This is a genomic window from Acidovorax sp. 93 (assembly GCF_003633835.1).
Classification (GTDB): domain Bacteria; phylum Pseudomonadota; class Gammaproteobacteria; order Burkholderiales; family Burkholderiaceae_C; genus Acidovorax; species Acidovorax facilis.
In genome coordinates this window covers 36,666-59,530 of the sequence record NZ_RBIT01000001.1, presented here as the reverse complement: position 1 = coordinate 59,530, position 22,865 = coordinate 36,666, and the positions used below count along the sequence as shown (strand labels likewise).

The window sequence follows — 22,865 nt, the reverse complement described above, 5'->3', positions numbered from 1 at the left end:
AGTGTGGGTGAGCCTGCCCACGCATTTGCAAGCGCTTGCAGGCGAAAGACGCGGACGATACGGGAAATTGCGTGCAATAGAGATCGGATGTGCAGACCGCGCGGCTGCAAACGTGGAATATGCACGCTTTTGCCCACGGAAACCACCCCTGTCCCCAGAGCGCCAGCTCAGGCTTTGCGCAACTGATCGACCGTATCGTGCAGGTGCTGCGTCCAGGTACGGCGGTCGCGCTCGCCCGCCAGCTCGGGGGGGCCGTAATGCACCACAGCCTCGATGGGCGGGGCGCACAGCGTGCGCCAGATGGAGCCCACCAGGGTTTCGTCGCCGATGTAGCTGGGCGCAAAACTGGTGGCACCCGTGGCCTTGTCGGCAAAACGCAGGCCCACGGGCTGCACCGGAGCCTGCGCCACCACAGCGGCTTGCAGCAAATTGGCGTGAAAAGGCAGCATCTCGCGCCCATCGCCCGTGGTTCCCTCAGGGAACACGGCCAGCACCTCGCCCCGCTCCAGCGCCTCCTGCATCGACCGCACCATGCGCAGCGCATCACGGCGCGAGCTGCGCTCGATGTAGAGCGTGCCTGCGGCCGTGGCCAGGGTGCCGATCAGCGGCCAGCCCTGTACGTCGGACTTGGAGACAAAGCGGCAATGCCGCGCCGCGTGCATCACCGGGATATCAAGCCACGAGATGTGGTTGGCCACCAGCATCACCGGGCCGGTGAGCGGGGGCTGACCCAAGATGCGCAGGCTGATGCCTAGGTGCGCCAGCAGCTGCAGCGACCACACCTGCACCCGGGCATGCTGCTGGTCCGGCGAGAGCGCTGGAAAACGCAACGCCACGATGGCGAGCCCTTTGACAATGTGGCCCAGCAGGCGCAGCAGGCGCCAGCAGGCACGCAAAGACTTCACCGCAGGGCCTCGCAGCGTCGCACTACCTCAACCCCGGTCAAAAGCCACCTGGCCACCGACGAGGGTCATGCGCACACAGCCAGGCAGTTCGTAGCCCGAGAACGGGGTGTGTTTGCCTTGGCTGCGCAATGCGTCGTCCTGCACCGTCCACGCCGCCTGCGGGTCAAAGACGCACAGGTCGCCCACGCCACCTTCCACGATCTGGCCGACGCTGGCCTGCAGTGTGCCCAGGGCGCTGCCGAGCACGCGCGCGGGTTCGGACGTGACGGTGGCGAGCGCACGCTGCAGGGGCACACCGCTGTCCTGCGACCACTTGAGCGCGAGCGACAGCAGCAGCTCCAGCCCCGTGGCGCCGGGCTCGGCTTCGGCGAATGGCAAGGTCTTGGCGTCTTCATCGACCGGCGTGTGGTCAGACACCAGGGCGTCGATGGTGCCGTCGGCCAGCGCAGCGTTCAGCGCATCGCGGTCGCGCTGCTGGCGCAGCGGGGGCGACAGGCGGGCGCGGCTGTCGAAGAAGCCGATGTCCACGTCGGTGAGGTGCAGCGAGTTGATGCTGACATCGGCCGTCACCTTCAGGCCCTCGGCCTTGGCGCGGCGCAGCAACTCGACACCGGCAGCACTGCTGATGCGGCACAGGTGCACGCGGGCGCCGGTGGTCTTGAGCAGTTCAAAAATGGTGTGCAGCGCAATGGTCTCGGCCGCCACGGGCACGCCCGACAGGCCCAGGCGCGTGGCCAGCGGGCCGCTGGCAGCCACGCCCTTACCCAGGTGCATCTCCTGCGGGCGCAGCCACACGGTGTAGCCAAAGGTGGCGGCGTATTGCAGCGCGCGCTGCAGCACCTGGGTGCTGGCCAGCGGCACCTCGGCCTGGCCAAAGCCCACGCAGCCGGATTCGGTCAGCTCGGCCATCTCGGTCAGCACCTCGCCTGCAAGGTTGCGCGTGAGGGCCCCCAGAGGGAACAGGCGCGCCTGGTGCAACTTCTCGGCGCGGAACTTGAGCATCTCCACCAAGCCCGGCTCGTCGAGCACGGGGTCGGTGTCGGGCGGGCAGACCAGGCTGGTCACGCCACCGGCCACGGCGGCGGCCATTTCGGATTCGAGCATGCCTTCGTGTTCGTGGCCGGGCTCGCGCAGGCGCGCCGCCAGGTCCACCAGGCCGGGCAACACGATGCAGCCAGCAGCATTGATGGTGCGGTTGGGCGCAAAGTCGGGGGGCACGCGGTTGACGCTCACGATGCGGCCTGCCGCCAGCGCGATGTCGCAGGTCTGGTCAAGCCCCGAAGCGGGATCGATCACACGGCCGTTCTGGATCAGTATCTTCATGATTTCAAGCCAAATTGGCTGCTAGCGCTTATTGGATAAACGCTATCAGCTATGAAAACAGGAGTATTCATTCCAAGCGTCATGCTTCGTTACCAGCAACGATGGACATGACAGCCATACGGACCGCAATACCGAAAGTCACCTGAGGCAGGATCACGCTTTGTTTGCCATCGACCACGGCGGAGTCGATTTCCACACCGCGGTTGATGGGGCCGGGGTGCATGACGATGGCGTCGGGCTTGGCCAGCTGCAGCTTTTCCTGCGTGAGGCCGAAGCTCTTGAAATACTCCTGGCTCGACGGCAAGAGCGCACCGCTCATGCGCTCGTTCTGCAGGCGCAGCATGATGACCACGTCGGCATCCTTGATGCCTTCTTCGAGCGTGTGGCACACGCGCACGCCCATCTGCGCCATGTCGGACGGCACCAGGGTGCGCGGGCCCACCACACGCACTTCGGCGCAGCCCAATGTGGTCAGGCCGTGGATGTCGGAGCGCGCCACGCGCGAGTGCAGCACGTCGCCCACGATGGCCACGGTGAGGTTGCTGAAGTCCTTCTTGTAGTGGCGGATGGTGTACATGTCCAGCAGCCCCTGCGTGGGGTGGGCATGCCGGCCGTCGCCCGCATTGATCACATGCACATGGGGCGCCACATGCTGCGCAATCAGGTAGGGCGCACCGGATTCGCTGTGCCGCACCACGAACAGGTCGGCCGCCATCGCGCTCAGGTTGGCGATGGTGTCGAGCAGCGACTCGCCCTTGCTGGCCGAGCTGCGCGCGATGTCGAGGTTGAGCACGTCGGCCGACAGGCGCTTGGCCGCGATCTCGAACGTGGTGCGGGTGCGCGTGCTGTTCTCGAAGAACAGGTTGAACACGCTCTTGCCACGCAAGAGGGGCACCTTCTTCACTTCGCGGTCGTTCACGCTCACGAAGTTGGCCGCCGTGTCGAGGATGTGCGTGACGATGTCGCGCGGCAGCCCTTCGATGGACAGCAGGTGGATAAGTTCGCCGTTGCCGTTGAGTTGGGGATTGCGCTTGTGCAGCACGGTCAGGCCTCTTTGACTTGGAATTGGAAGATGCCGCTGTCGTCGCGCGCCAGGGCCAGCGACTGGGCGGCAGGCAGGGCCACGCGGGCGGCGGCAAAGTCGGCCTGCACGGGCAGCTCGCGCCCGCCCCGGTCCACCAGCACGGCCAGGCGCACGCTGGCAGGGCGGCCGTAGTCGAACAGCTCGTTGAGCACGGCACGGATGGTGCGGCCGGTGTAGAGCACGTCGTCGAGCACCAGCACGTCGGCACCGTTCACATCGAACGGCAGCGCGGTCTGCGCGCTGGCCGACAGGCCGCGCTGGGCGAAGTCGTCGCGGTGCATCACCGACGAGAGCACACCGGCGGGGCCTTCGAGGCCCAGGTCTTTTTGCAGGCGCTCGGCCAGCCAGGCGCCGCCCGAGGCAATGCCCGCCAGGCGCGTGGTGGGGGTCAGCATGCTGCGCACGCCGCGCAGCAGTTCGCGGTACAGCGCCTCGGCATCAAGCACCAGGCTGCCGGACACTCCGGGGGAGGGGGTGGTCATGGGAGATTCCTCAAAAACTGTTCCAGGATGATGCAGGCCGAAGCGGCGTCGGCATCCTTGGCGCCACCTGCAATGGCTTCGGTGGTGCTGTAACGCTCGTCCACCTCGAACACCTGCAAACCAAAGCGGCCGCGCAGCTGGCGGCCGAACTTGAGCGCGCGTTCAGTGTTCTCATGGCTCGCGCCGTCAGGGTGGTAGGGCACGCCGATCACGAGGGCGTCGGGCTGCCACTCCTTGATGCGCTGCGCCACCTGCACAAAACGGGCATCGCCCTCGGCCTTGATGGTGGCCTGCGGCGTGGCGCTGCGCAACATGCGGTTGCCCGTGGCGACCCCCGTGCGCTTGAGGCCAAAATCGAAAGCAAGAAAGGTCTGGAAATGCGCAGGAACGGCGGGCTGAACGGGCAGGCCGGTCATGCGTGCCCCGCCTCGGGCGACAACATCCAGGCCTTGAGGCCCAGCAGCGAAAGGGCCCGGTCGTAGCGCTCGGGCACAGGGGTGTCGAAGATCACGGACAGATCGGCCGCCACGGTGAGCCAGGCGTTCTCGGCCAGCTCCGATTCAAGCTGGCCCTCACCCCAGGACGAATACCCCAGCGTGATGAGCACGCGGCGCGGGCCTGCGCCCGTGGACAGCGCTTCGAGCACGTCCTTGGAGGTGGTCATCTCCAGCCCGCCGGGGATGGTCATGGTGGAGGCATATGCCGATTCATCGGTTTCTGCCTTGTCCATGAGCATGGGCTCATGCAACACAAAACCGCGCTCGGTCTGCACCGGGCCGCCTTGGAAAACAGGTTCCTGGGTGAGATCTTCGCGCCGCAGGGACAGGTCCACCTTGTCAAAAAGGCCTTTGAGGGTGATGTCAGAAGGCTTGTTGATGATGAGGCCGAGTGCACCGCGTTCGCTGTGCTCGCACAGGTAAACGACGCTGCGCGAGAAAGACTCATCTTCCAGACCGGGCATCGCAATCAGGAAGTGATGCGTCAGGTTGATGGGCGCAGAATCGAAAGACATTCGGCAATTTTAACGGTGAACATGGCCCCCTCCTCCGAGCCCTCGTACCCCAGCGGTCTGGTCTGGTTCCGCCGCGACCTGCGCGCGAACGATCAGGCCGCTCTTTACCGCGCACTGACTCAATGCCAGGAGGTGCACTGCGCCTTTGTTTTTGACCGCGAAATCATCGACGCCCTGCCCCGGGCTGACCGGCGGGTGGAGTTCATCCGCGAGTCGCTCGTGGAGCTGGATGAAACGCTGCGAACGCTTTCCGGGCATGAACAGGGTGGCCTCATCGTGCTGCATGCAGTGGCCAGTGATGCCATTCCAGAACTGGCCAAAGCCCTGGGCGTGCAGGCCGTGTTTGCCAACCACGATGACGAGCCCCAGGCCCTGGAACGCGACCGACTGGTGCGCACACGGTTGGCCGCTGCCGGAAGGGCATTTCACACCTTCAAGGACCACACCATTCTGGAACGCAGCGAGGTGCTGACGCAGACCGGCAATCCGTACAGCGTGTTCACACCGTACAAGAACGCCTGGCTCAAGAAGGTGGATGCGTTTCAACTCACCGGCTACCCCGTGGAGCGCCATGCACACCGGTTGGCACCGCGCCCGCAGGCGCACTGCCAGGCGGTGCCCACCCTGGCACGCCTGGGTTTTGAGGCCACAGCCCTATCGCAGCTCAATCTGCCCACGGGCGCCAGCGGCGCGCAGCGGCTGTTCAACGACTTCCTGGGCCGCATCGAGCGGTACGAGGACACGCGCAACTTTCCAGCTGTCAAAGGGCCCAGCTACCTCAGCGTGCACCTGCGTTTTGGCACCATCTCGCCGCGCCTGCTGGCCCGCACCGCGCACGGGCTGATGCTGCAAGGCAACCCAGGCGCCGCCACCTGGCTCAGCGAGCTGATCTGGCGGGACTTCTACTTTCAGATCCTGCACCACCATCCCCATGTGGTGGGCCACAGTTTCAAGCCCGCGTATGACGCGATCCAGTGGGAATCAGGCCCCGAGGCCAACACCCTGTTTGCCGCCTGGTGTGAGGGGCGCACGGGCTACCCGCTGGTGGATGCGGCCATGGCGCAGATCAACCAGACGGGCTACATGCACAACCGCTTGCGCATGGTGGTGGCGAGCTTCCTGGTCAAGGATCTGGGCATCGACTGGCGCTGGGGCGAAGCCTATTTCGCCACACACCTCAATGACTTCGATCTGGCCGCCAACAACGGTGGCTGGCAGTGGGCCAGCTCCAGCGGGTGCAATGCCCAGCCCTATTTCCGCATCTTCAACCCCGTGAGCCAGAGTGAAAAGTTCGACCCCGAGGGCAAGTTCATCCGCCGCTATCTGCCGCAGCTGGCGAGTTTGCCTACCAAGGCGTTGCACGCGCCCTGGCTGGCGCGCCCGTTGGAGTTGCAGGATGCGGGAGTGCGGCTGGGGGATACCTACCCGCTGCCGGTGGTGGAGCACGACGCAGCGCGGCACCGCACCCTGGAGCGGTATGCGGTCGTAAAGTCTGCTGCGGCCTGATCCCCGCACTCACCGGCGGGTGGCAGGCGGTGGAACGCTGTCGGGCCCAGCGGGCTCATCCGGGCTCATCTGCATGCCCTCACCACCCAGCGGCGCCCCCGCCGCCAGCCGAAGGCGCAGCCGCACATCGGTGCGGTTATCGGCATTGGCAATCGCTTCTTCGGGCGATATGGCACCGGACTCGACCATGGCCAGCAAGGATTGGTCGAAGCTCCACATGCCTTGCTCTGCGCTGCGGGTAATGGCGGTCTTGAGTTCGTCGATCTGCCCCTTCTGGATCAGCTCGGCCACATAGGGCGTGAGCAGCATGATCTCGGTGGCAGGCACCAGGCCACCCGCCAGCCCCGCCACCAGGCGCTGCGCTACGATAGCGCGCAGGTTGAGGGACAGGTCCATGAGCAATTGGCGGTGGGCGTCTTCGGGGAAGAAATTCACAATGCGCTGCACCGCCTGGTTCGCATTGTTGGCATGCAGTGTGGAAACACACAGGTGGCCGGACTCGGCATAGTGCAGCGCGTGCTGCATGGTGGCCCGGTCGCGGATTTCACCAATCATGATCACGTTCGGCGCTTCCCGCATCGCGCGACGCAGGGCCTCGTCATAGGACAGCGTATCGAGCCCCACCTCGCGCTGTGTCACGAGTGACTTCTTGTGGGTGTGAAGGTATTCGATGGGGTCTTCCACCGTCAGGATATGCCCGCCCGTGTGGGCATTGCGGTGGTCCAGCAGCGCGGCCAATGTGGTGGTCTTGCCAGAACCCGCCGACCCTACCGTGAGTACCAGCCCCCCTTTGAGAAACGCCAGTTGCTGGAGCACGGGCGGAAGGCCGAGCGCCGCCAGGCTGGGGATCTGGGCAATAACATGGCGGATCACCATGCCTACCTGCCCACGCTGCCGGTGCACATTCACACGAAACCGCTCGCCCTCCGGGGTCTGCAAGGACAGGTCGCACTCCATGGTGGCATCGAACTCCTGCCGCTGCGTTTCGCGGAGGATGGAATACGCCATCTGCTTGACATCGTCGGCGGACAGCTGCTGCTGCCCCATGGCCACAAACACGCCCTGCCGCTTGAGCGTGGGTGGTGCACCCGCCATGATGAATAGATCAGAGGCCCTTTCCCGCACCACCACAGCCAGACAAGCCAGGAGGCGAGGGTCCGGAGAAGGAACAGTTGCCGTCGGCTCCATCAGAACAGCCTCCAAAGGGAAGCTGCCGTGGCCGTGGCCCGCACCAACAGGAATATTGGCAGGCCACAGGCCCGCCGGTTCAAGGCAGACCTGTGGTGCACATGCATGCTGGCTAGGCCTCTGCGGTTGCCGCGATGCGGGCGTAGTGCTGAATGAGGCTCAGCAGCTCTTCGTCGGAGTAAGGCTTGCCCAGGTAATGGTTAACGCCCAGCTCCATCGCATGCTCGCGGTGCTTTTCAGCGATGCGCGACGTGATCATGATGATGGGCAGGTCGCGCAGGGCACCGTCTGCACGGATGTTCCGCGCCAAGTCGAACCCGTCCATGCGTGGCATTTCGATGTCGGACAGCACAACGGTGGGGCGCTCTTCCTGCAGACGCTCCAGCGCTTGCAAGCCATCGGCCGCGAGCGCCACACGATAGCCTTCGCGCTGCAGCAAACGCTGCGTAACCCGGCGCACCGTGATCGAATCGTCCACCACCAGAACCAGGGGCACCTGGCTGGGGCCCGCCAATTGGGGCGAGACGACCGACTTGCCCGCACCCGAAGAGCCATCGGCCTCCAGCACTGAAGGCAGACCGGCACTGGCGGCACGCACCTGGTCGCCATACACCGTCGCCAGCGCCACGGGGTTGTAGATCAGCACCACAGCACCCGATGCCAGCACCGACATGCCGGCCAAGCCAGGCAAACGGGACAGCTGCGGACCCAGGTTCTTCACCACGACTTCCTGATTGCCCAGAACTTCGTCCACGTGCATGGCGATGCGCTGCGATGCGCTGCGGAAGATCACCACAGGGCGCGTCTTTCCAGCAGGCTCGTTGCTGCGGGAAGAAGCCTGCAGGAGCGCTCCAGCCCAGAAGAAAGGCAGTTGCTCCATGCCGTCATCAAAATGGCCCGTGCGGTATGCGACCTCCAGGTCTGCCGCAGACGTGCGCCGAACGATCTCGACCACGTTGGCCGGCACGCCGATCGCGAGGTCACCCGCGCGCAGCATCACCACCTGCGTCACCGCCGTGGTCAAGGGAAGGACCATGCGGAAGGCCGCGCCCTTGCCAGCTTCTGTCGAGGTCTCGATCCGACCGCCCAGTGCATTGATCTCGGCACGCACCACGTCCATGCCAATACCACGCCCTGCCAAGCCGGTCACCTCGGAAGCCGTGGAGAACCCGGGCATGAAAATCAGGTTGGCAGCTTCGGCATCGCTCAACTCGGTATCGGGCGCCACAATGCCCTGCGCCAACGCCTTTTCACGGATACGGGGCAGGTTCAGTCCGGCACCGTCATCCCGGAACTCCACCGACACGTCGTTGCCTTCGTGGTGCAACTCCACAGTGATCGTGCCCGATGCAGGCTTGCCTGCGGCCGTGCGCACCTGCGGATCTTCAATGCCATGGGCCACGCAGTTGCGCAACAGATGCTCGAACGCGGGGGTCATGCGGTCCAGCACACCACGGTCCATCTCAATGGAGCCGCCGGTGATGTCGAGCTTGATCTGCTTGTTGGTTTCCTTGGAGGCCTGGCGCACCACGGCATACAGACGTTCAGCAATGCCTTCGAACTCCACCATGCGGGTGCGCAGCAAGTCGCGCTGCAGCTCCCGCGCCTGGCGGCCTTGGGCAATCAGGTCGTCTTCTGCACCTTCCATGGCACGCTGCAGGTTGCGCTGCACGGTGGCCACGTCGTTCACCGACTCGGCCATCATGCGTGTGAGCTCCTGCACACGGGTAAAGCGGTCAAACTCCAGCGGATCAAAGCCCGCCGCCGAGTCCTTCGACAGGGCCAGGCGCGACTGCATCTGCGACTCAGCTTGCAGCTCGATGTCCCGCAATTGCTGGCGCAGACGGTCCAAATTGCCCGACAGGTCAGTCAGCGAGCTGCGGAACTGACCCAGCCGCACATCCAGGCGCGAGCGGCTGATCATCACCTCACCCGCCTGATTGACCAACCGGTCCAGCAACTGGGCACGCACCCGCACCGACTGGTTAGCAGCAACACGCAAAGGCGCGAGCTGCGAAGGACCAGGCAGGCGCACCGCTGGAGCAGAGGACACGGCAGACGCGGGCGCTGCTGCTGGCACTGGAGCTGATGGGGCCTCGGAGGCTTCAGGCTGGCTGCGCGGTGTTTCAACGGGCAGAGAAACCACCGTATCGGCGGGCCCCTGGCCAATCGCACGCAGCGCATCAAAGTTCGCCTGGATGCCGTCAAAACTACCCTGCAAAGGCTCGATTTGATCGGATGTCACCGTCTCAGCGTCAAGCTGCTCGATGGCGGATTCCAGCCGGTGGGCCATCTCACCCAGGCGCATGGCACCTGCCAAGCGCGAACTTCCCTTGAGGGTGTGCAACGCACGCAGCACTTCACTGCGGGCACCAAGGTTGTCGGGACGCGAGGCCCATTGGCGCAGCGCACCACCAAGCTGTGGCAACAGCTCGGCAGCCTCTTCCTCAAAGATCGGGAACAGATCCGGGTCGATAACGTCAATCGCATCGATATCGTCGTCCACATCCGAGCCAAGCGCCACAGCATGGGCGATCGCATCATCAATACGCTGATCGTGGTCGTGGATGACGGCCGACAAAGCAGGGGCCACATGCCCTTTGGGGCCCACAACAGCCGCAGGCTCCGGCATGGCTTGCAGGTCCGGCTCGGGTTCGACAAGTGGCAGTGGCTGCGCCACTTCTGCTTCCACCGGAGCAGTCTGATCCTGCACCGACAACAACTCGTCTGCAGCCTCCTCTTCAGGCGGTGACAAGGTGTTGTCCACTTCGGTTTGCAGGATCTGGCGCAGCTGCTCCAGCACCTCCTGACTTGGTTCCTTGAGGAAACCTGCCGCAAACTGGTGCAGCAAACGACGGATGTCTTCCGCCGCTGCCATGAAGGCCTGGGCCTGCTCCTGTGTGCCGCCAGACTGCAGCGTCACGTGCTGAAGCGCGTGTTCGAGCACCCTGGCCATCTCTGACAGGGCATTGAACCCCACCGTGGCCGAGCTGCCCGCCAACGAGTGCGCCAATGCCACGGCCATATCGGGCAGAGGTTCGTGCAGCTCCAGCGACCATTCCTGCAGGCAGGTCACCAATCGGCGCGACCACTCGTCGGCCTCGTTCAGATAAACGTTATAGAGCGGGATGCCAATGCGCAGGGTGTCAATGACCTTCACCGCTTCATCGCTGGCGCTGTCTTCCGGCTCCTGCGGCACGGCTTCGATGGCCTGCGGCACTTCAGAGGCAGTCTCAAAGGCCACGGCCTCTGCGGCTTCTATGACTTCGGCGGGTACATCCTGACCCACAGATTCCGACCCATCGGCACCCGACAGCTGATGCTCGGGCTCTGTCTCGCTCGGCACTTCATGGGATTCGATGTCATCGAGCGACTCGACAGGCAGAACAAAGGCCTCATCCACTGCAGGTTCGTCGGGCACTACGGGTGCCTGCGAAAGAGCCTCCACCTCGGGAGCGGTCGCGACAGGTTCCAGGTCTGGGAGTTCGAGATCCAGAACAAAGTCGACACTGGAGGGGGCGATAGCTTCAGGAGCAGCAGGCGCTTCATTGAGCGCAGCGGCGAACACGGAGAAATCGATCTCCTCGGCCACCTCGGGGGCTGGAGCGATCGCCTCTGCCGGCAGTTCGGGCACATGGTCGAAAATTTCGGTGGCTTCGAAGTCCGGCATCGCCAGCTCTTCTTCCACGACCTTCGGAACTTCTGCAACCGTTGGCGCGGGCACCTCAGGAGGCAGGTCATCCAGCACAGCCACCTCAGGCTCAAGTGCCACTTCAGCCAGGACCGGGGCTTCTCCGTCGGCAGACGGCACCACCAGCGGCAACAGGGTTCCATCCAGGCGCATGGCATCCGCAGATTGCCGGAACGCGTCCGGTTGCCAGCCAGAGGCTTGGCCCGCCGCAATGTCGTCCGCCCAGCGGCTGAAGGCCCGCAACGCGTCGGAAGAAAGCTGCAGCAAACCAGGGTGCATGGGCTTTTGCTCAGCCAGCCAGGCATTGAGCAACTGCTCCATCGACCAGGCGGCCTCACCAAAATCGTTCAGCCCCACCATCCGCGAACTGCCCTTGAGCGTGTGAAAGGCACGCCGCAGTGTCGTCTGCTCACTCAGGTTGCCCGGATCGTCCTTCAGCACCTCGATCGCAGCCAGACCATTGACTACCACCTCGCGCGCCTCTTCCAGGAAGACCTCCAGCAATTCGTCCTCGACCTCAGGCACCTGCACAGGGGCTGGTGCGGGCGCTGCCACAGCCAGGGGCAAGGGCGCCGGCTCGCTGCCCGCCACAGCGGGCAGATCGAACGAAATATCAGGGGCCAGCGAATCCGCCTCTACGGGAGCCAATGGCTCAGCGGTGGTCGCTGCGGGCATGTCCGGCAACGAAGGCAGCGAACCGAAATCGGTCGGCTCGCTGAGTGGTTCCTGCACAGGAAAACGCGGCACCACGTCAGGCAGGGGAACGGCCGACCGCTCCTCCAGCTTGGCAGGAGTCTCTTCCAAAGCATCCGAGGCACGCGGCCGACTCTTGCCCGTGAGAATGCGCAACTCGCCCAGTTCCTCGTCATACACAAACAGCTTGCGCGCCATGGTGCGCTGGTAGCTGAGCATGTCGATCAGGAAGCCCAGGGCGCCCAAGCTGTTGCCCAGTTTCTCGAACACGCCCTGGCGGTCCGACTCGGGGACTTCATTGATGAGCAAACGCTCCACCATGTCGCGCATGCGAACCACGGCGAGCGATGCCTGGTCCAGCCCCAGCACCGACAGCACGCCGCGCATTTGGGCAAGATGCCCCGGTACGGTTGCCAGGACTGCAGTGTCCTGCGGGCTGCGGAAGAACTGGTCCAGCGCCTTTTCCGCCTCGCCGAGCGTGGAGCGCAATTCGTCCACCACACTGCCCATGGTCTGGTTGTCGCTGACCCTGCGGTACAGCTCTTCCATCCACTGCTCGAGAGGTTCTGGCTCAGCGCCCGCCCCCACCGCATCCAGGCGCTCTGCCAGTCGGCCCGCGCGGATTTCCATCTGATTGCCGTCCGCATCCAGCTCTTCAAAGGCTGCTTGCAGATACAAGACCGAGGTGGCTACTTCCATGGCCAGCGCGGCCGAAGGAGGTTCACCCGAGCGGGTGGTGGATTCCAGCGCGCGGGTCAGCGCCTGAGCGAGACTTTCGCTACCGGGGTGCAGCTTGCGCAGCGAGTCGCAGACCAGACTGAATTGGTCCGCCGCTGGCTTGAGCTTGTTGCGGTCGCCGCCCGCCAGGGCAGACCAGGTTTCCGTGGCAGCAGCTATTCGCTTGCGTGCCTGCGCCAGCATGGCAGGATCAAACCTGCCAAAACGGGCTGCTTCATAGTCCACCGGCTTGAACCGATCAAGGGCAAAAGCCTGCCGGACCGCCTGCAAAGACGGAGCAGCACTGTCATTGGATTCGGCTGGCTTGGCCTGCGAACAGAAGAACAGCAGATCCTGAACCAAGCGGTCTGCAATCGTCGTGTCACCCTTGGCAAGGGTGGAGTACTGCATCAGCACGCGGGATGCCACACGCTTGACGTAGACGTCTGCAGGCAAAAGGCCGGAGCCGAAAGCCTCAAAAAAGCCTGCGCATATCTTCCAGAAAGCGCGGGACTGGCGGTCTTGCTGGGATGCCACAAATCCCAGGCAGGTATCCCGCAAACTCAACGAAGCCCTGAGATCGCCGGATTTGACGATTCTTAGAACTGCCGCATCCAGGCGAGCACGCGCCTCAGGCCCGTAGGGCAGCGGCGTGGCTGCAACAGCCCCCTCAGGCTCGCGAAACCTGCGCTCCACGGGCCAGAGATCGGCCGGATGGACACGGTCTGCACCTGCCAGGGCCTGGGCATCGCGATACTGGGGAAACAACGCGACAGGCGACGCTGCCTTGCCAGCCAGAACGGTTTCCAGGTATTCGATCAGCGCAAAGCTCGCACGCTCAATCACTGCGGCAGCATCGTCGCTGCAGGTCTCAGGCCGTTGAACGAACTTCTGGACTGCCGACTCCATGGCGCGCAGGACCAAAGCTGGAGGGCCCATGCCCACCATTTCCAGCGCACCACACGCTTGGTGCAACTGCTGGCGAGCGATGCGCAGTGGGCCTGCGTCCAGCGCTGCAAGATCCGACTCGCGTGCGGCTTCTGCATCTCGCACAAAACGGCGCATGGCCTTGACAGCGCCATCCAGAGATTTGCGCAGTTCGTCAAGCACCCATGCCAAAGGACCCAGGTCCTGATCCCCCTGGGTCCCATCCGCGGCCGGTGCATTGTTGACATCAATAGATGACATGGATTCGTCCCCGGCTGCTATGAGCCAGCTGGTTGATGACTACAGCGTCAGGCAATCTTGAACCGTGCCACCGATTGGCGCAGTTCCTCAGCCATGTGCGACAGCTCGCGCACCTGCTGCGCTGTGGTACGGGTACCTTCACCCGTCTGCTCGGTCACCGCAAAAATGTGCTGGATGTTGTCGGCCACTTCGTTGGCCAAAACGGCTTCCCGCGAAGTTGAAGACGAAATCTGCTCAATCAGTTCGGCGAGGCGACGCGACACGCGGTCAATCTCGGTCAGCGCGGTACCGGCGCTGTCAGACAGGCGGGCCCCTTCCACCACACCCTGCGTGGAGCGCTCCATAGCGGCCACGGCATCCTGGGTGTCGGTCTGAATGGCCTTCACCAGCGCAGAAATCTGGCGCGTCGCATCAGCGGAACGTTCGGCCAGCCGCTGCACTTCTTCCGCCACCACCGAGAAGCCACGACCGGCTTCACCAGCGGATGCAGCCTGAATGGCTGCGTTCAGAGCCAGCACGTTCGTCTGTTCGGTAATGTCAGAGATCAGCTCCGTGATTTCACCGATCTCCTGCGACGATTCGCCCAGTCGCTTGATGCGCTTGGATGTGTCCTGGATCTGGTCACGGATGGAGTTCATACCGCCGATGGCGTTTTGCACGGCCTGCAGACCGGAGTCAGCCGCTTGCAGCGACTGGCGGGCCACCGTGGCGGATTCTTGCGCCTGTGTGGACACCTCGTTAATGCGGGTCGCCATGTCGAGCACCGAGCGGCCGGTTTCGCGAATTTCGCGCAGTTGCTCGGTCGATGCTGCCAGCAGTTCGGTGGAGGTGTTGTCCACCTGAGCCGTCGTTTGTGCCACGCGGGTGGCCGTGTTCTGCACGCTGCCCACCAGTTGGCGCAGCTCTTCCACCGTGTAGTTCACCGAGTCAGCAATGGCGCCCGTGATGTCTTCCGTCACCGTGGCTTCTTGCGTTAAATCACCCTCAGCGACCGATTGCAGTTCGTTCATCAAACGCAAAATGGCAGCCTGGTTGGCGTCGTTGACGCGCTTGGCTTCTTGCTCCTGGCGCTTGGCGTCCTTCTGCTGCATTTCAGCAGCCGCCTGGCGGCCACGGCTGTCGAGCAACTGAACACGAGAGATGCCCACACCGCAAAAGATCACAAACAAACCAGCAAGCGCAAGAGCTGCCAGTTGGCCGCCGCCCACACCCGTCTGGGCCGACAGTTTGGTTTGCAGTCCTTCGAGCTGACGGCGCAGAGGCTCACTGTCAGCAATGATGGCGGACTGCGCTTCACGGGCCGACACCAGACCTTGCAGGTTGCCCAGAATGGCGCTGGCCTGGGTGCGGGTCTGCTCATAGAGCTTCACCAGAGCTTCCAGCTGTTCGCGGGTCTGGGCATCCTTGGTGGCGGCCAGGCGCAGTTCCGGGCTGCCGTCCAGCAGGCCCTGGGCAATTTCCTTGAACGAATTCAAGTCCTTGCCCAGCAGGAACACGGCCTCAGGGCTCACACCTTCCATGGTCTGGAATTCGTTGGCGGACTTGCCGATACGCTGGGTCAACATCACCAGCTGGCCAGCAGCAGAAATTTCAGCGGCCGGGGCGTTCTGCTGCAGCTTCAGGGAAGACACAGTTTCTGCGATTTCGAGCAGGTCCGAGGACTGGCGGTTGATGGTGCGCAGAGCGTCGCCCACCTGGGTCAGGATCTTCTGCTGTCCCATCACCACGCTGGCATTGCGCTCGGCACGTTCCATGAGCGGGTTCACGGCGTCCAGATCGGGCTTGTAGGGCTCGCCCAGGGATTCCACGCCAAGTTCGCCATCACCCGCGTTGAGGGCACGCACATTGCGCGCCAGCACGCCGGAGCTTTCCACCACATCCGGGAAGGCCTGGGGACTACCCACCAGGGCCTGAGATACGGACTTGGCGAGACGCTGTGATTGCATCAGGGATTGGCCGGTAGCCGCAAGCTGCTGAGCTGATCGGTCTGCCTGCTGCAGCACCCAGAAGGCAATCAACGCGAGAACAGCCACACCGATACCAAGGAGCGCGAGCAATCGCCGCTGGTGAGCGGCGGCCGTGGCACGCCCCAGCACCGGCAGCGCGATCAGGTCTTCCTCTGCGTCCGATGCGGCCAGTTCCGGCGAATAACCATCTGGATCGCCCTGCACGCTGTTCATCGCTTCAGCCTGGTAGGTGTCGCGCAGCTGCGCACCATCCAGCGAACCCGTGGCAAGAAGATCCTGCCCGTCGTCGGCGGCGCCGGCAGTCGCGCCGGTTTCCGGCGTGGCAGGTTTCCGGTTGAACAGTTTTCCAAATTGATTGACGACGGACATGGTGCAGCCTTACAGAAAAACTCAAGCACTGATGCTCAGGAAAGCGGGATGTTGGGACAGGATCTGCAAGTTCAGCTCCTGCCAGCGTGTGCCGCTGGAATCGATATAGGTGGTGCCAAAGAACGCGGGCGAATCCTCGGCGGGCGGCTCAGAAGACACAAATGCATCGGTCCCACGCAGGCCTGCAAGGCGATCCACCAGCAACGCTGCATTGACCTCCAGGGCTGCATTGAAGGCCAGCAGGCTGGCTTCGGACAAGGCCTGCTCCGTTCGCGGAGCGGCTGAACCCAGAAGGCCTGCCAGATCCACCACGCCGACCAGCCCGCCGCGCAGGTTGGCCACACCCAGAAACCACCGCTGGGTGTAGGGCACCGCCTGGATCGAGACCCAGGGAAAGATCTCCCCCGACTGACCCAGTGGCAGCAAGTAAAAACTCCCGGCCGACTCGACAGCCAGCCAGGATGAAACAGAGGACCCTTCGGTTCTTGCAGCCTGAAGGCGGCTAGCAAGTCGGGTCTGGAGCTCTCGCAGGGCTTCGCGGTTGGCCATGAACGCGCCGCAGCCTTAGTTCAGAGCGTCAATTTTGGCCTGCAGTTCAGCGGGATCCACGGGCTTGGTGATATAGCCGCGCGCACCCTGCCGCATCCCCCAGACGCGATCCGTTTCCTGGTTCTTGCTGGTGCACATGATGATGGGCACATCGGCGTACAGCGGGTCGCGGGTGATGGCACGTGTGAGCTGGAAGCCGTTTTGGCCGGGCATGACAACGTCCATGAGGATCAAGTCGGGCTTTTCCTCCGCCAGACGGCGGAAAGCCTCATCGGCATTTTCTGCGGTGCGTACCTGCATGCCTTTTTTCTGAAGCAGGTCGGTCAAAAACATCAACTCGGTCTTCGAGTCGTCGACGACCAATACTTTCTGGATGGGCATTACATCGCTCCTTGTTGGGCATTGCCAAATTGCTGCACGGCTTGCAGCAACTGGTCTTTGGTAAACGGTTTGGTGAGATATTCCTGGCAGCCGACCATGCGCCCGCGCGCTTTGTCGAATACACCATCCTTGGAGGACAGCATCACCACCGGAGTATCTGCAAAACGGGCATTGCGCTTGATGATGGCGCAGGTCTGGTACCCGTCGAGCTTGGGCATGAGGATGTCGCAGAAAATCAGCTGAGGCTGGTAATCATTGACTTTGGCCAAAGCATCAAAGCCGTCGTCGGCCAACAAGACTTCGTGCCCCCCCTGCTTGAGAAAAATCTCGGCGCTTCGACGGATGGTGTTGCTGTCATCCACCACGAGCACTTTGAAAGATGCGCCTGTTGTAGTCAATTGTTACTGCTCCTGATGGAGAAAAAAACAACGCAGCAGCACATGATGCTGGTGCGCCTCAAATCTGAACCATCTCGAAGTCTTCCTTGCGGGCCCCACACTCGGGGCAGGTCCAGTTCATCGGAACCTGATCCCATGGTGTATTGGGTGCAATGCCGTGCTCAGGTGAACCCTCTGCTTCGTCATAAATCCAACCGCAAATCAAACACATCCAAGTTTTAGAGTCGATCACAGCTTAAAGGGCCTTCACATAGAATGCAACGATTGTATCTAGTCATCTCCGTGGGCTGCGGCTTCGGTGCCACCCCTCAAGCAGGATCTGGTCCATGACCATCAAAGCATCCCCTCCCCCCCCCGAAAGCATAGATATTGAAGATGACGGTTTGGAGGACGCAAGCCCTGCATGCGTGCTCGTCTTCAATGCCAGCGACCCCAGCGGCGCTGGCGGACTGACAGCCGACATCACCACCATTGCCTCCGTGGGCGGGCATCCGATTGCCGTGGTCACAGGCGCCTATGCCCGCGACACGGCGCAGATTTTCGACCACTTCAGCTTTGACGACGAGGCGGTGGCCGAGCAGGCCCGGGCCGTGCTGGAAGACCTGCCGGTCCAGGCCATCAAGGTCGGTTTCGTGGGCAGTCCGGAGAACATCAGCACCATCGCCGAGATAACCACAGACTATGATGAAGTCCCGGTGATAGCGTACATGCCCAACCTGTCCTGGTGGCGCGACGAGCTGATCGACGAGTACCTGGATGCCTTCCGCGAATTGTTGTTACCGCAGACCTCGGTGTTGGTTGGAAACCACAGCACCTTGTGGCGTTGGCTGCTGCCCGACTGGACCAGCGACCGCAGTCCCACTGCCCGCGACATTGCCCGGGCCGCCTCCGAGATGGGCGTGCCTTACACCCTGGTTACCGGCATTCCGCTGCCCGAGCAGTTTGTCGAGAACGTGCTGGCCTCCCCCCAGACCGTGCTGGGCAGTGGCAAGTTCGAACTGTTCGACGCCACTTTCTCCGGCGCGGGCGATACCTTGTCGGCCGCCCTCACAGCCCTGGTGGCCAGCGGCAACGACCTGGGCGAAGCCACCAGCGAAGCTCTGGGCTACCTCGACCGCTGCCTGGATGCCGGCTTTCGCCCCGGCATGGGGCACATCGTGCCCGACCGCATGTTCTGGGCCCAACCCGACGATGACGAGGCCGATGGTGACGAAGAAGAACCCCCAATTGACGAAGCACAGGCCCTAGAAGGCTTTGTGATGCCCCCCCATGACACGAAGCACTGATCTCAACATCCCCCTGTTCGAACGCGCCAAGGCGCTGATCCCCGGCGGCGTGAATTCGCCCGTGCGGGCCTTCAAGGCCGTGGGCGGCACGCCGCGGTTTGTGAAGCGTGCAAAAGGCGCCTACTTCTGGGACGCCAACGACCAGCGTTTCATCGACTACATCGGCTCCTGGGGCCCGATGATCCTGGGCCACGGCCACCCCGCTGTGCTCGAAGCCGTGCAGAGCGCAGCGCTCGAAGGCTTCAGCTTTGGCGCACCGACCGAACGCGAGGTGGAGCTGGCCGAGGAAATTCTGAGCCTCGTACCGTCGATGGAAATGATCCGCCTCGTCAGCTCGGGTACCGAAGCGGGCATGAGCGCGATCCGCCTGGCCCGTGGCGCCACAGGCCGCAGCAAGTTCATCAAGTTCGAAGGCTGCTACCACGGCCATGCCGATTCGCTGCTGGTCAAGGCCGGATCGGGCCTGGCCACCTTCGGCAATGCCACCAGCGCGGGCGTGCCGCCCGAGGTGGTGCAGCACACCCTGGTGCTCGAGTACAACAATGTCGCTCAGCTCGAAGAGGCCTTTGCCCTGCACGGCAAGGAACTGGCCTGCGTGATGATCGAGCCCATCGCGGGCAATATGAACCTGGTGCGCGCCAGCGTGCCGTTCATGAAGCGCTGCCGCGAGCTGTGCACCGAATACGGCGCGCTGCTGGTGCTGGATGAGGTGATGACGGGCTTCCGTGTGGCCCTGGGCAGCGCGCAGAGCGTCTATGCCAAGAGCATCCCCGGCTTCAAACCCGACATCACGGTGCTGGGCAAGGTCATTGGCGGTGGTATGCCGCTGGCAGCCTTTGGTGGCCCGCGCGCCATCATGGAAAACCTCGCACCGTTGGGCGCCGTGTACCAAGCAGGCACGCTGTCGGGCAACCCTGTGGCCACGGCCTGCGGGCTGGCCACGCTGCGCGAGATCAAGAAGCCGGGCTTCTTCGACGCACTGTCGGCCACCACACGCTCCCTGGTTGATGGCCTCGCCGCTGCGGCGGCGGCTGAAGGCGTGCCCTTCAGCACCGACAGCGAAGGCGGCATGTTCGGCTTCTTCCTGATGCCCGAGCTACCCCAGAACTACGCCCAGGTGCTCAAGACCGACAGCGCGCGTTTCAACCAGCTGTTCCACGGCCTGCTTGATCGCGGTATCTATATTGCACCTGCGCTGTACGAGGCCGGTTTTGTCAGCGCCGCCCACACACCCGAAGACATTGCCGCCACCGTGGCTGCCGCGCGCGCAGTGTTCAAAGAGCTATCAAAATAATAGCTATCAGCGCTTTACCACCAAGCGCTAGAGGCTTTTTTTATTGATATTTTTTTGTAGCAGGGGGCGCAGCGCCCTCGCTTCACGCGGCCGTCATGCAATGCGGGCAGGCTCGGGTGTTTTACCCCACACCACCCGCGCCATGGCACACAAACCCCTCGTCTCTACCTCCCACCCTTTCCGCGACGCTGCGCAGGCCGATGCCGGGCGGCGGCGCTTCGTGCGCCAGCTCGGCATCGCTGCAGCCGCGCTGGGCACCCTGCCGCTGGCGGCCTGCGGCGGCGGCGATGACGATGCGCCTGCCGTGCAGTTTGCACACGGCATCGCCAGCGGCGACCCGCTGGCCGACCGCGTGATGCTGTGGACACGGGTGACCCCACCCGCTGGCCACACCAGCGATATCCCTGTCGAATGGGAACTTGCCACAGACAGCAACTTCACCTCCATCACCGCCCAAGGCAAGACCACGGCGCTGGCCAGCAAGGACTTCACCGTCAAGGTCGATGCCACCGGGCTCAAGGCGGCCACTGCGTACTACTACCGCTTTCGTGCGTACGCTGCCCACACCGCCACCGGCCGCACGCGCACCCTGCCCACCGGCAGCGTGGCGCAGGTCAAGCTGGCCGTGTTTTCGTGCGCCAACTACCCCGCCGGCTACTTCAATGTGTATGCCGACGCGGCCCGCCGCAATGATCTGGATGCCACCGTCCACCTGGGCGACTACGTCTATGAATATGCCCGGGGTGGATATGCGTCAGCCAACGCAGGCGCGTTGGGGCGCCTGTCGCAGCCTGCACACGAGATCCTGAGCCTTGCCGACTACCGCCAGCGCCACGCCCAATACAAAACCGACTCCGACCTGCAGGACCTGCACGCAGCCGCCCCCATGATCGCCGTGTGGGACGACCACGAGATCACCAACGACACCTGGAGCAACGGCGCAGAAAACCACCAGAGCGCCACCGAAGGCAGTTTCAGCGCGCGCAAAGCCGCGGCCATGCAGGCGTACCACGAGTGGATGCCCACCCGCAACGCGCAGCCCGAGCTGATCTACCGCAGCTTTGCTTTTGGCAACCTGGTGGCGCTGCACATGCTCGACACCCGCGTGGTGGCACGTGATCAGCAGCTCGACTACGGCCAGTTTTTCACTGCCACCGGCTTTGACGCCGCCGCATTCACCGCCGCCGTGGGCAGCACCAGTCGCCAGCTGCTGGGCACCACGCAGACACAGTGGCTTCAGCAGCAGATGGCCACATCCAGCGCTACCTGGCAGGTGCTGGGGCAGCAGGTACTGATGGGTCGCATGAACATTCCAGCGCCCATCCTGATGGAAACGCTGCAACCCGGCGCAGGCGTCACCGTCAGCCAGTACGCGGCCCTGGTGGGACGCGCGCAGACAGACCCCGCCAGCCTCACACCGGCCGAGCAGGCCATCCTGGCACAGCCCTCCATTCCCTACAACCTAGACGCCTGGGACGGCTACCAGGTGGCACGCGAGACGGTGCTGGCCACCTCGCGCAGCCTGGGCAAGAACCTGGTGGTGCTGTCGGGCGACACCCACAACGCCTGGGCCAACGAGCTGCGGGACATGAGCGGCAATGCCGTGGGTGTGGAATTTGCCACCTCGTCCGTCACCTCGCCGGGGTTTGAGGAATACCTGCCGAACGAAAACCCCGCCCCACTGGCCGGTGCGCTGCAGCAGCTCATCGCGCCGCTGAAGTACTGCGATACCTCGCGCCGTGGCTACATGGTGTTGACTGCCACCGCCACTGAGTGCCGCGCCGACTGGGTGTACGTGAGCACCATCACCAGTCGCAACTACACGGCCAGCACCGACAAATCTCTGAAGGTGCTGGCGGGCGCGGCGGGCACGGGGCGCATTGTCGCTGCATAAGCTCAGGCTTACAGCAGCCCCCGCAACTCGCGCGCGGCCTCCTGCAGCAGCGGCAGCATGTCGCGCTGCAGGCTGCTTTCATCCACCTGCTTGGGTGACGCCACCACATTGAGCGCCGCCACCGTGTCGCCCTGCAAGTTGCGCAGGGGCACGGCCAGCGCGTGCACGCCCAGTTCGTGCTCTTCCACCGCCAGGCAATAGTCATCGCGCCGCACCTTGGCAACCACCTGCCGCAGCGGGCCGACCTGGGTGATGGTGTGGGGCGTGAGGCGGTGCAGTGAGCAGGCCTTGAGCCACGCAGTGAGCTGCGCAGGAGGCAATGCCGCCAGCAGCACGCGCCCCGTGGACGTGGGGTGCGCCGGCAGCCGCGCCCCCAGGTGCAGGCCATAGGCCAGCACGCGCGACGGCGCGCCGTACACCCCGCTGCGCGCCACGATCACCACCTCGCTGCCATCCAGCACCACGGCCGAAAACGACTGCTGCGTCTGGGCCGCCAGCCGGTTCAGCGTGGGCTGCAGCACACGCGGCAGCCGGGCTGAGGCCAAGTAGCTGCCTGAAAACCGCAGCACCTTGGGCGCCAGCCAGAAGTAGCTGCCATCCGTCTCCAGATACCCCAGGTGCGCCAGCGTCAGCAGGTGCCGCCGCGCTGCCGCGCGCGTGAGACCCGTGCGCTGCGCGGCCAGTGTGGCATTGAGCCGCTGGCGCTCGGTGTCAAAACTCTCCAGCACCGCCATGCCCTTGGCCATGCCTTCGATGAAATCTGCCTTGGCGATGGGAACGGTGGTCATGGTTTGCCTGGGGCGCTTGGGGTCGGTCGCCCGGTCGAAGACTGGAGGTGAGCCGAGGCTATGGAAGATTGCGCGATGATCGCACATCAGATCCATCAATCGCACGATAGCGGCGCGGGCCGGGCTTCAATTGACATGGATCAACCTACG

The 22,865-nt window shown here is 63.8% G+C and carries 18 protein-coding genes; 4 read left to right on the top strand and 14 right to left on the bottom strand.

The features are described 5' to 3' along the window. Positions 1-167: 167 nt before the first annotated feature. The 6 genes from C8C93_RS00255 to C8C93_RS00230 all read right to left on the bottom strand — a co-directional run bounded on the left by C8C93_RS00255 (position 168) and on the right by C8C93_RS00230 (position 4,806). On the bottom strand, positions 168-905 hold the full coding sequence (locus tag C8C93_RS00255; RefSeq protein ID WP_121505518.1) for a 1-acyl-sn-glycerol-3-phosphate acyltransferase: 738 nt from the start codon (positions 903-905) through the stop codon (positions 168-170). A 27-nt stretch (positions 906-932) separates the two neighbouring features. Further along, a complete protein-coding gene (locus C8C93_RS00250) occupies positions 933-2,228 on the bottom strand; it encodes a dihydroorotase (RefSeq protein ID WP_121505517.1) in 1,296 nt (431 codons plus the stop codon). 79 nt (positions 2,229-2,307) lie between these two features. Beyond that, positions 2,308-3,270 (bottom strand): aspartate carbamoyltransferase catalytic subunit, encoded by a 963-nt coding sequence (locus C8C93_RS00245; RefSeq protein WP_008903259.1) that lies wholly within the window; start codon positions 3,268-3,270, stop codon positions 2,308-2,310. A 2-nt stretch (positions 3,271-3,272) separates the two neighbouring features. Continuing rightward, positions 3,273-3,794 (bottom strand): bifunctional pyr operon transcriptional regulator/uracil phosphoribosyltransferase PyrR, encoded by a 522-nt coding sequence (gene pyrR / locus C8C93_RS00240; protein ID WP_055393349.1) that lies wholly within the window; start codon positions 3,792-3,794, stop codon positions 3,273-3,275. Continuing rightward, positions 3,791-4,210: a Holliday junction resolvase RuvX gene (gene ruvX, locus C8C93_RS00235; protein ID WP_121505516.1), complete on the bottom strand. Its 420-nt coding sequence runs from the start codon at positions 4,208-4,210 to the stop codon at positions 3,791-3,793. Before ruvX ends, pyrR begins: the two co-directional genes overlap by 4 nt. Next, positions 4,207-4,806 (bottom strand): YqgE/AlgH family protein, encoded by a 600-nt coding sequence (locus tag C8C93_RS00230; RefSeq protein WP_055393353.1) that lies wholly within the window; start codon positions 4,804-4,806, stop codon positions 4,207-4,209. The genes ruvX and C8C93_RS00230 overlap by 4 nt, the downstream gene beginning before the upstream one ends. 21 nt (positions 4,807-4,827) lie before the next feature. On the opposite strand from C8C93_RS00230, the gene C8C93_RS00225 reads away from it, so the two are divergent. Then, on the top strand, positions 4,828-6,312 hold the full coding sequence (locus C8C93_RS00225) for a deoxyribodipyrimidine photo-lyase (protein WP_199726959.1): 1,485 nt from the start codon (positions 4,828-4,830) through the stop codon (positions 6,310-6,312). Positions 6,313-6,321: 9 nt separating this feature from the next. On the opposite strand, the gene C8C93_RS00220 is transcribed toward C8C93_RS00225, so the two are convergent. From C8C93_RS00220 to C8C93_RS00190, 7 genes are all read right to left on the bottom strand, one after another. Continuing rightward, a complete protein-coding gene (locus C8C93_RS00220) occupies positions 6,322-7,500 on the bottom strand; it encodes a PilT/PilU family type 4a pilus ATPase (protein WP_121505514.1) in 1,179 nt (392 codons plus the stop codon). Positions 7,501-7,612: 112 nt separating this feature from the next. Further along, a complete protein-coding gene (locus C8C93_RS00215) occupies positions 7,613-13,789 on the bottom strand; it encodes an Hpt domain-containing protein (protein WP_121505513.1) in 6,177 nt (2,058 codons plus the stop codon). Positions 13,790-13,836: 47 nt separating this feature from the next. Then, a complete protein-coding gene (locus C8C93_RS00210; protein ID WP_055393361.1) occupies positions 13,837-16,125 on the bottom strand; it encodes a methyl-accepting chemotaxis protein in 2,289 nt (762 codons plus the stop codon). Between the two features lie 21 nt (positions 16,126-16,146). Further along, positions 16,147-16,674, bottom strand: a complete 528-nt coding sequence (locus C8C93_RS00205; protein ID WP_055393363.1) for a chemotaxis protein CheW — start codon at positions 16,672-16,674, stop codon at positions 16,147-16,149. Positions 16,675-16,689: 15 nt separating this feature from the next. Beyond that, complete coding sequence (locus tag C8C93_RS00200; protein WP_010459520.1) at positions 16,690-17,055, bottom strand: PleD family two-component system response regulator; 366 nt, start codon at positions 17,053-17,055, stop codon at positions 16,690-16,692. Further along, complete coding sequence (locus C8C93_RS00195) at positions 17,055-17,453, bottom strand: PleD family two-component system response regulator (protein WP_034692846.1); 399 nt, start codon at positions 17,451-17,453, stop codon at positions 17,055-17,057. Before C8C93_RS00195 ends, C8C93_RS00200 begins: the two co-directional genes overlap by 1 nt. A 58-nt stretch (positions 17,454-17,511) precedes the next feature. Beyond that, the gene (locus C8C93_RS00190; RefSeq protein WP_008903269.1) at positions 17,512-17,685 is read right to left on the bottom strand and encodes a rubredoxin; all 174 of its coding nucleotides are present in this window, start codon (positions 17,683-17,685) and stop codon (positions 17,512-17,514) included. 94 nt (positions 17,686-17,779) lie between these two features. On the opposite strand from C8C93_RS00190, the gene C8C93_RS00185 reads away from it, so the two are divergent. From C8C93_RS00185 to C8C93_RS00175, 3 genes are all read left to right on the top strand, one after another. Next, positions 17,780-18,739, top strand: coding sequence for a bifunctional hydroxymethylpyrimidine kinase/phosphomethylpyrimidine kinase (locus C8C93_RS00185; protein ID WP_055393365.1), 960 nt, complete (start codon positions 17,780-17,782; stop codon positions 18,737-18,739). Further along, positions 18,723-20,033 carry a glutamate-1-semialdehyde 2,1-aminomutase gene (gene hemL / locus C8C93_RS00180; RefSeq protein ID WP_121505512.1) on the top strand — a complete coding sequence of 437 codons (1,311 nt, stop codon included), beginning with the start codon at positions 18,723-18,725 and terminating at the stop codon, positions 20,031-20,033. Before C8C93_RS00185 ends, hemL begins: the two co-directional genes overlap by 17 nt. A 142-nt stretch (positions 20,034-20,175) precedes the next feature. After that, a complete protein-coding gene (locus C8C93_RS00175; RefSeq protein ID WP_121505511.1) occupies positions 20,176-21,927 on the top strand; it encodes an alkaline phosphatase in 1,752 nt (583 codons plus the stop codon). An 8-nt stretch (positions 21,928-21,935) separates the two neighbouring features. On the opposite strand, the gene C8C93_RS00170 is transcribed toward C8C93_RS00175, so the two are convergent. Further along, positions 21,936-22,715 (bottom strand): IclR family transcriptional regulator C-terminal domain-containing protein, encoded by a 780-nt coding sequence (locus C8C93_RS00170; protein ID WP_121505510.1) that lies wholly within the window; start codon positions 22,713-22,715, stop codon positions 21,936-21,938. Positions 22,716-22,865: the final 150 nt, after the last annotated feature.

What these genes read in the sequence shown, in the direction of transcription:
- C8C93_RS00250 (WP_121505517.1), bottom strand. Translation starts at nt 2,228, where the DNA reads ATGAAGATACTGATCCAGAACGGCCGTGTGATCGATCCCGCTTCGGGG.
- pyrR (WP_055393349.1), bottom strand. Translation starts at nt 3,794, where the DNA reads ATGACCACCCCCTCCCCCGGAGTGTCCGGCAGCCTGGTGCTTGATGCC.
- ruvX (WP_121505516.1), bottom strand. Translation starts at nt 4,210, where the DNA reads ATGACCGGCCTGCCCGTTCAGCCCGCCGTTCCTGCGCATTTCCAGACC.
- C8C93_RS00230 (WP_055393353.1), bottom strand. Translation starts at nt 4,806, where the DNA reads ATGTCTTTCGATTCTGCGCCCATCAACCTGACGCATCACTTCCTGATT.
- C8C93_RS00225 (WP_199726959.1), top strand. Translation starts at nt 4,828, where the DNA reads ATGGCCCCCTCCTCCGAGCCCTCGTACCCCAGCGGTCTGGTCTGGTTC.
- C8C93_RS00220 (WP_121505514.1), bottom strand. Translation starts at nt 7,500, where the DNA reads ATGGAGCCGACGGCAACTGTTCCTTCTCCGGACCCTCGCCTCCTGGCT.
- C8C93_RS00215 (WP_121505513.1), bottom strand. Translation starts at nt 13,789, where the DNA reads ATGTCATCTATTGATGTCAACAATGCACCGGCCGCGGATGGGACCCAG.
- C8C93_RS00210 (WP_055393361.1), bottom strand. Translation starts at nt 16,125, where the DNA reads ATGTCCGTCGTCAATCAATTTGGAAAACTGTTCAACCGGAAACCTGCC.
- C8C93_RS00205 (WP_055393363.1), bottom strand. Translation starts at nt 16,674, where the DNA reads ATGGCCAACCGCGAAGCCCTGCGAGAGCTCCAGACCCGACTTGCTAGC.
- C8C93_RS00200 (WP_010459520.1), bottom strand. Translation starts at nt 17,055, where the DNA reads ATGCCCATCCAGAAAGTATTGGTCGTCGACGACTCGAAGACCGAGTTG.
- C8C93_RS00185 (WP_055393365.1), top strand. Translation starts at nt 17,780, where the DNA reads ATGACCATCAAAGCATCCCCTCCCCCCCCCGAAAGCATAGATATTGAA.
- hemL (WP_121505512.1), top strand. Translation starts at nt 18,723, where the DNA reads ATGACACGAAGCACTGATCTCAACATCCCCCTGTTCGAACGCGCCAAG.
- C8C93_RS00175 (WP_121505511.1), top strand. Translation starts at nt 20,176, where the DNA reads ATGGCACACAAACCCCTCGTCTCTACCTCCCACCCTTTCCGCGACGCT.
- C8C93_RS00170 (WP_121505510.1), bottom strand. Translation starts at nt 22,715, where the DNA reads ATGACCACCGTTCCCATCGCCAAGGCAGATTTCATCGAAGGCATGGCC.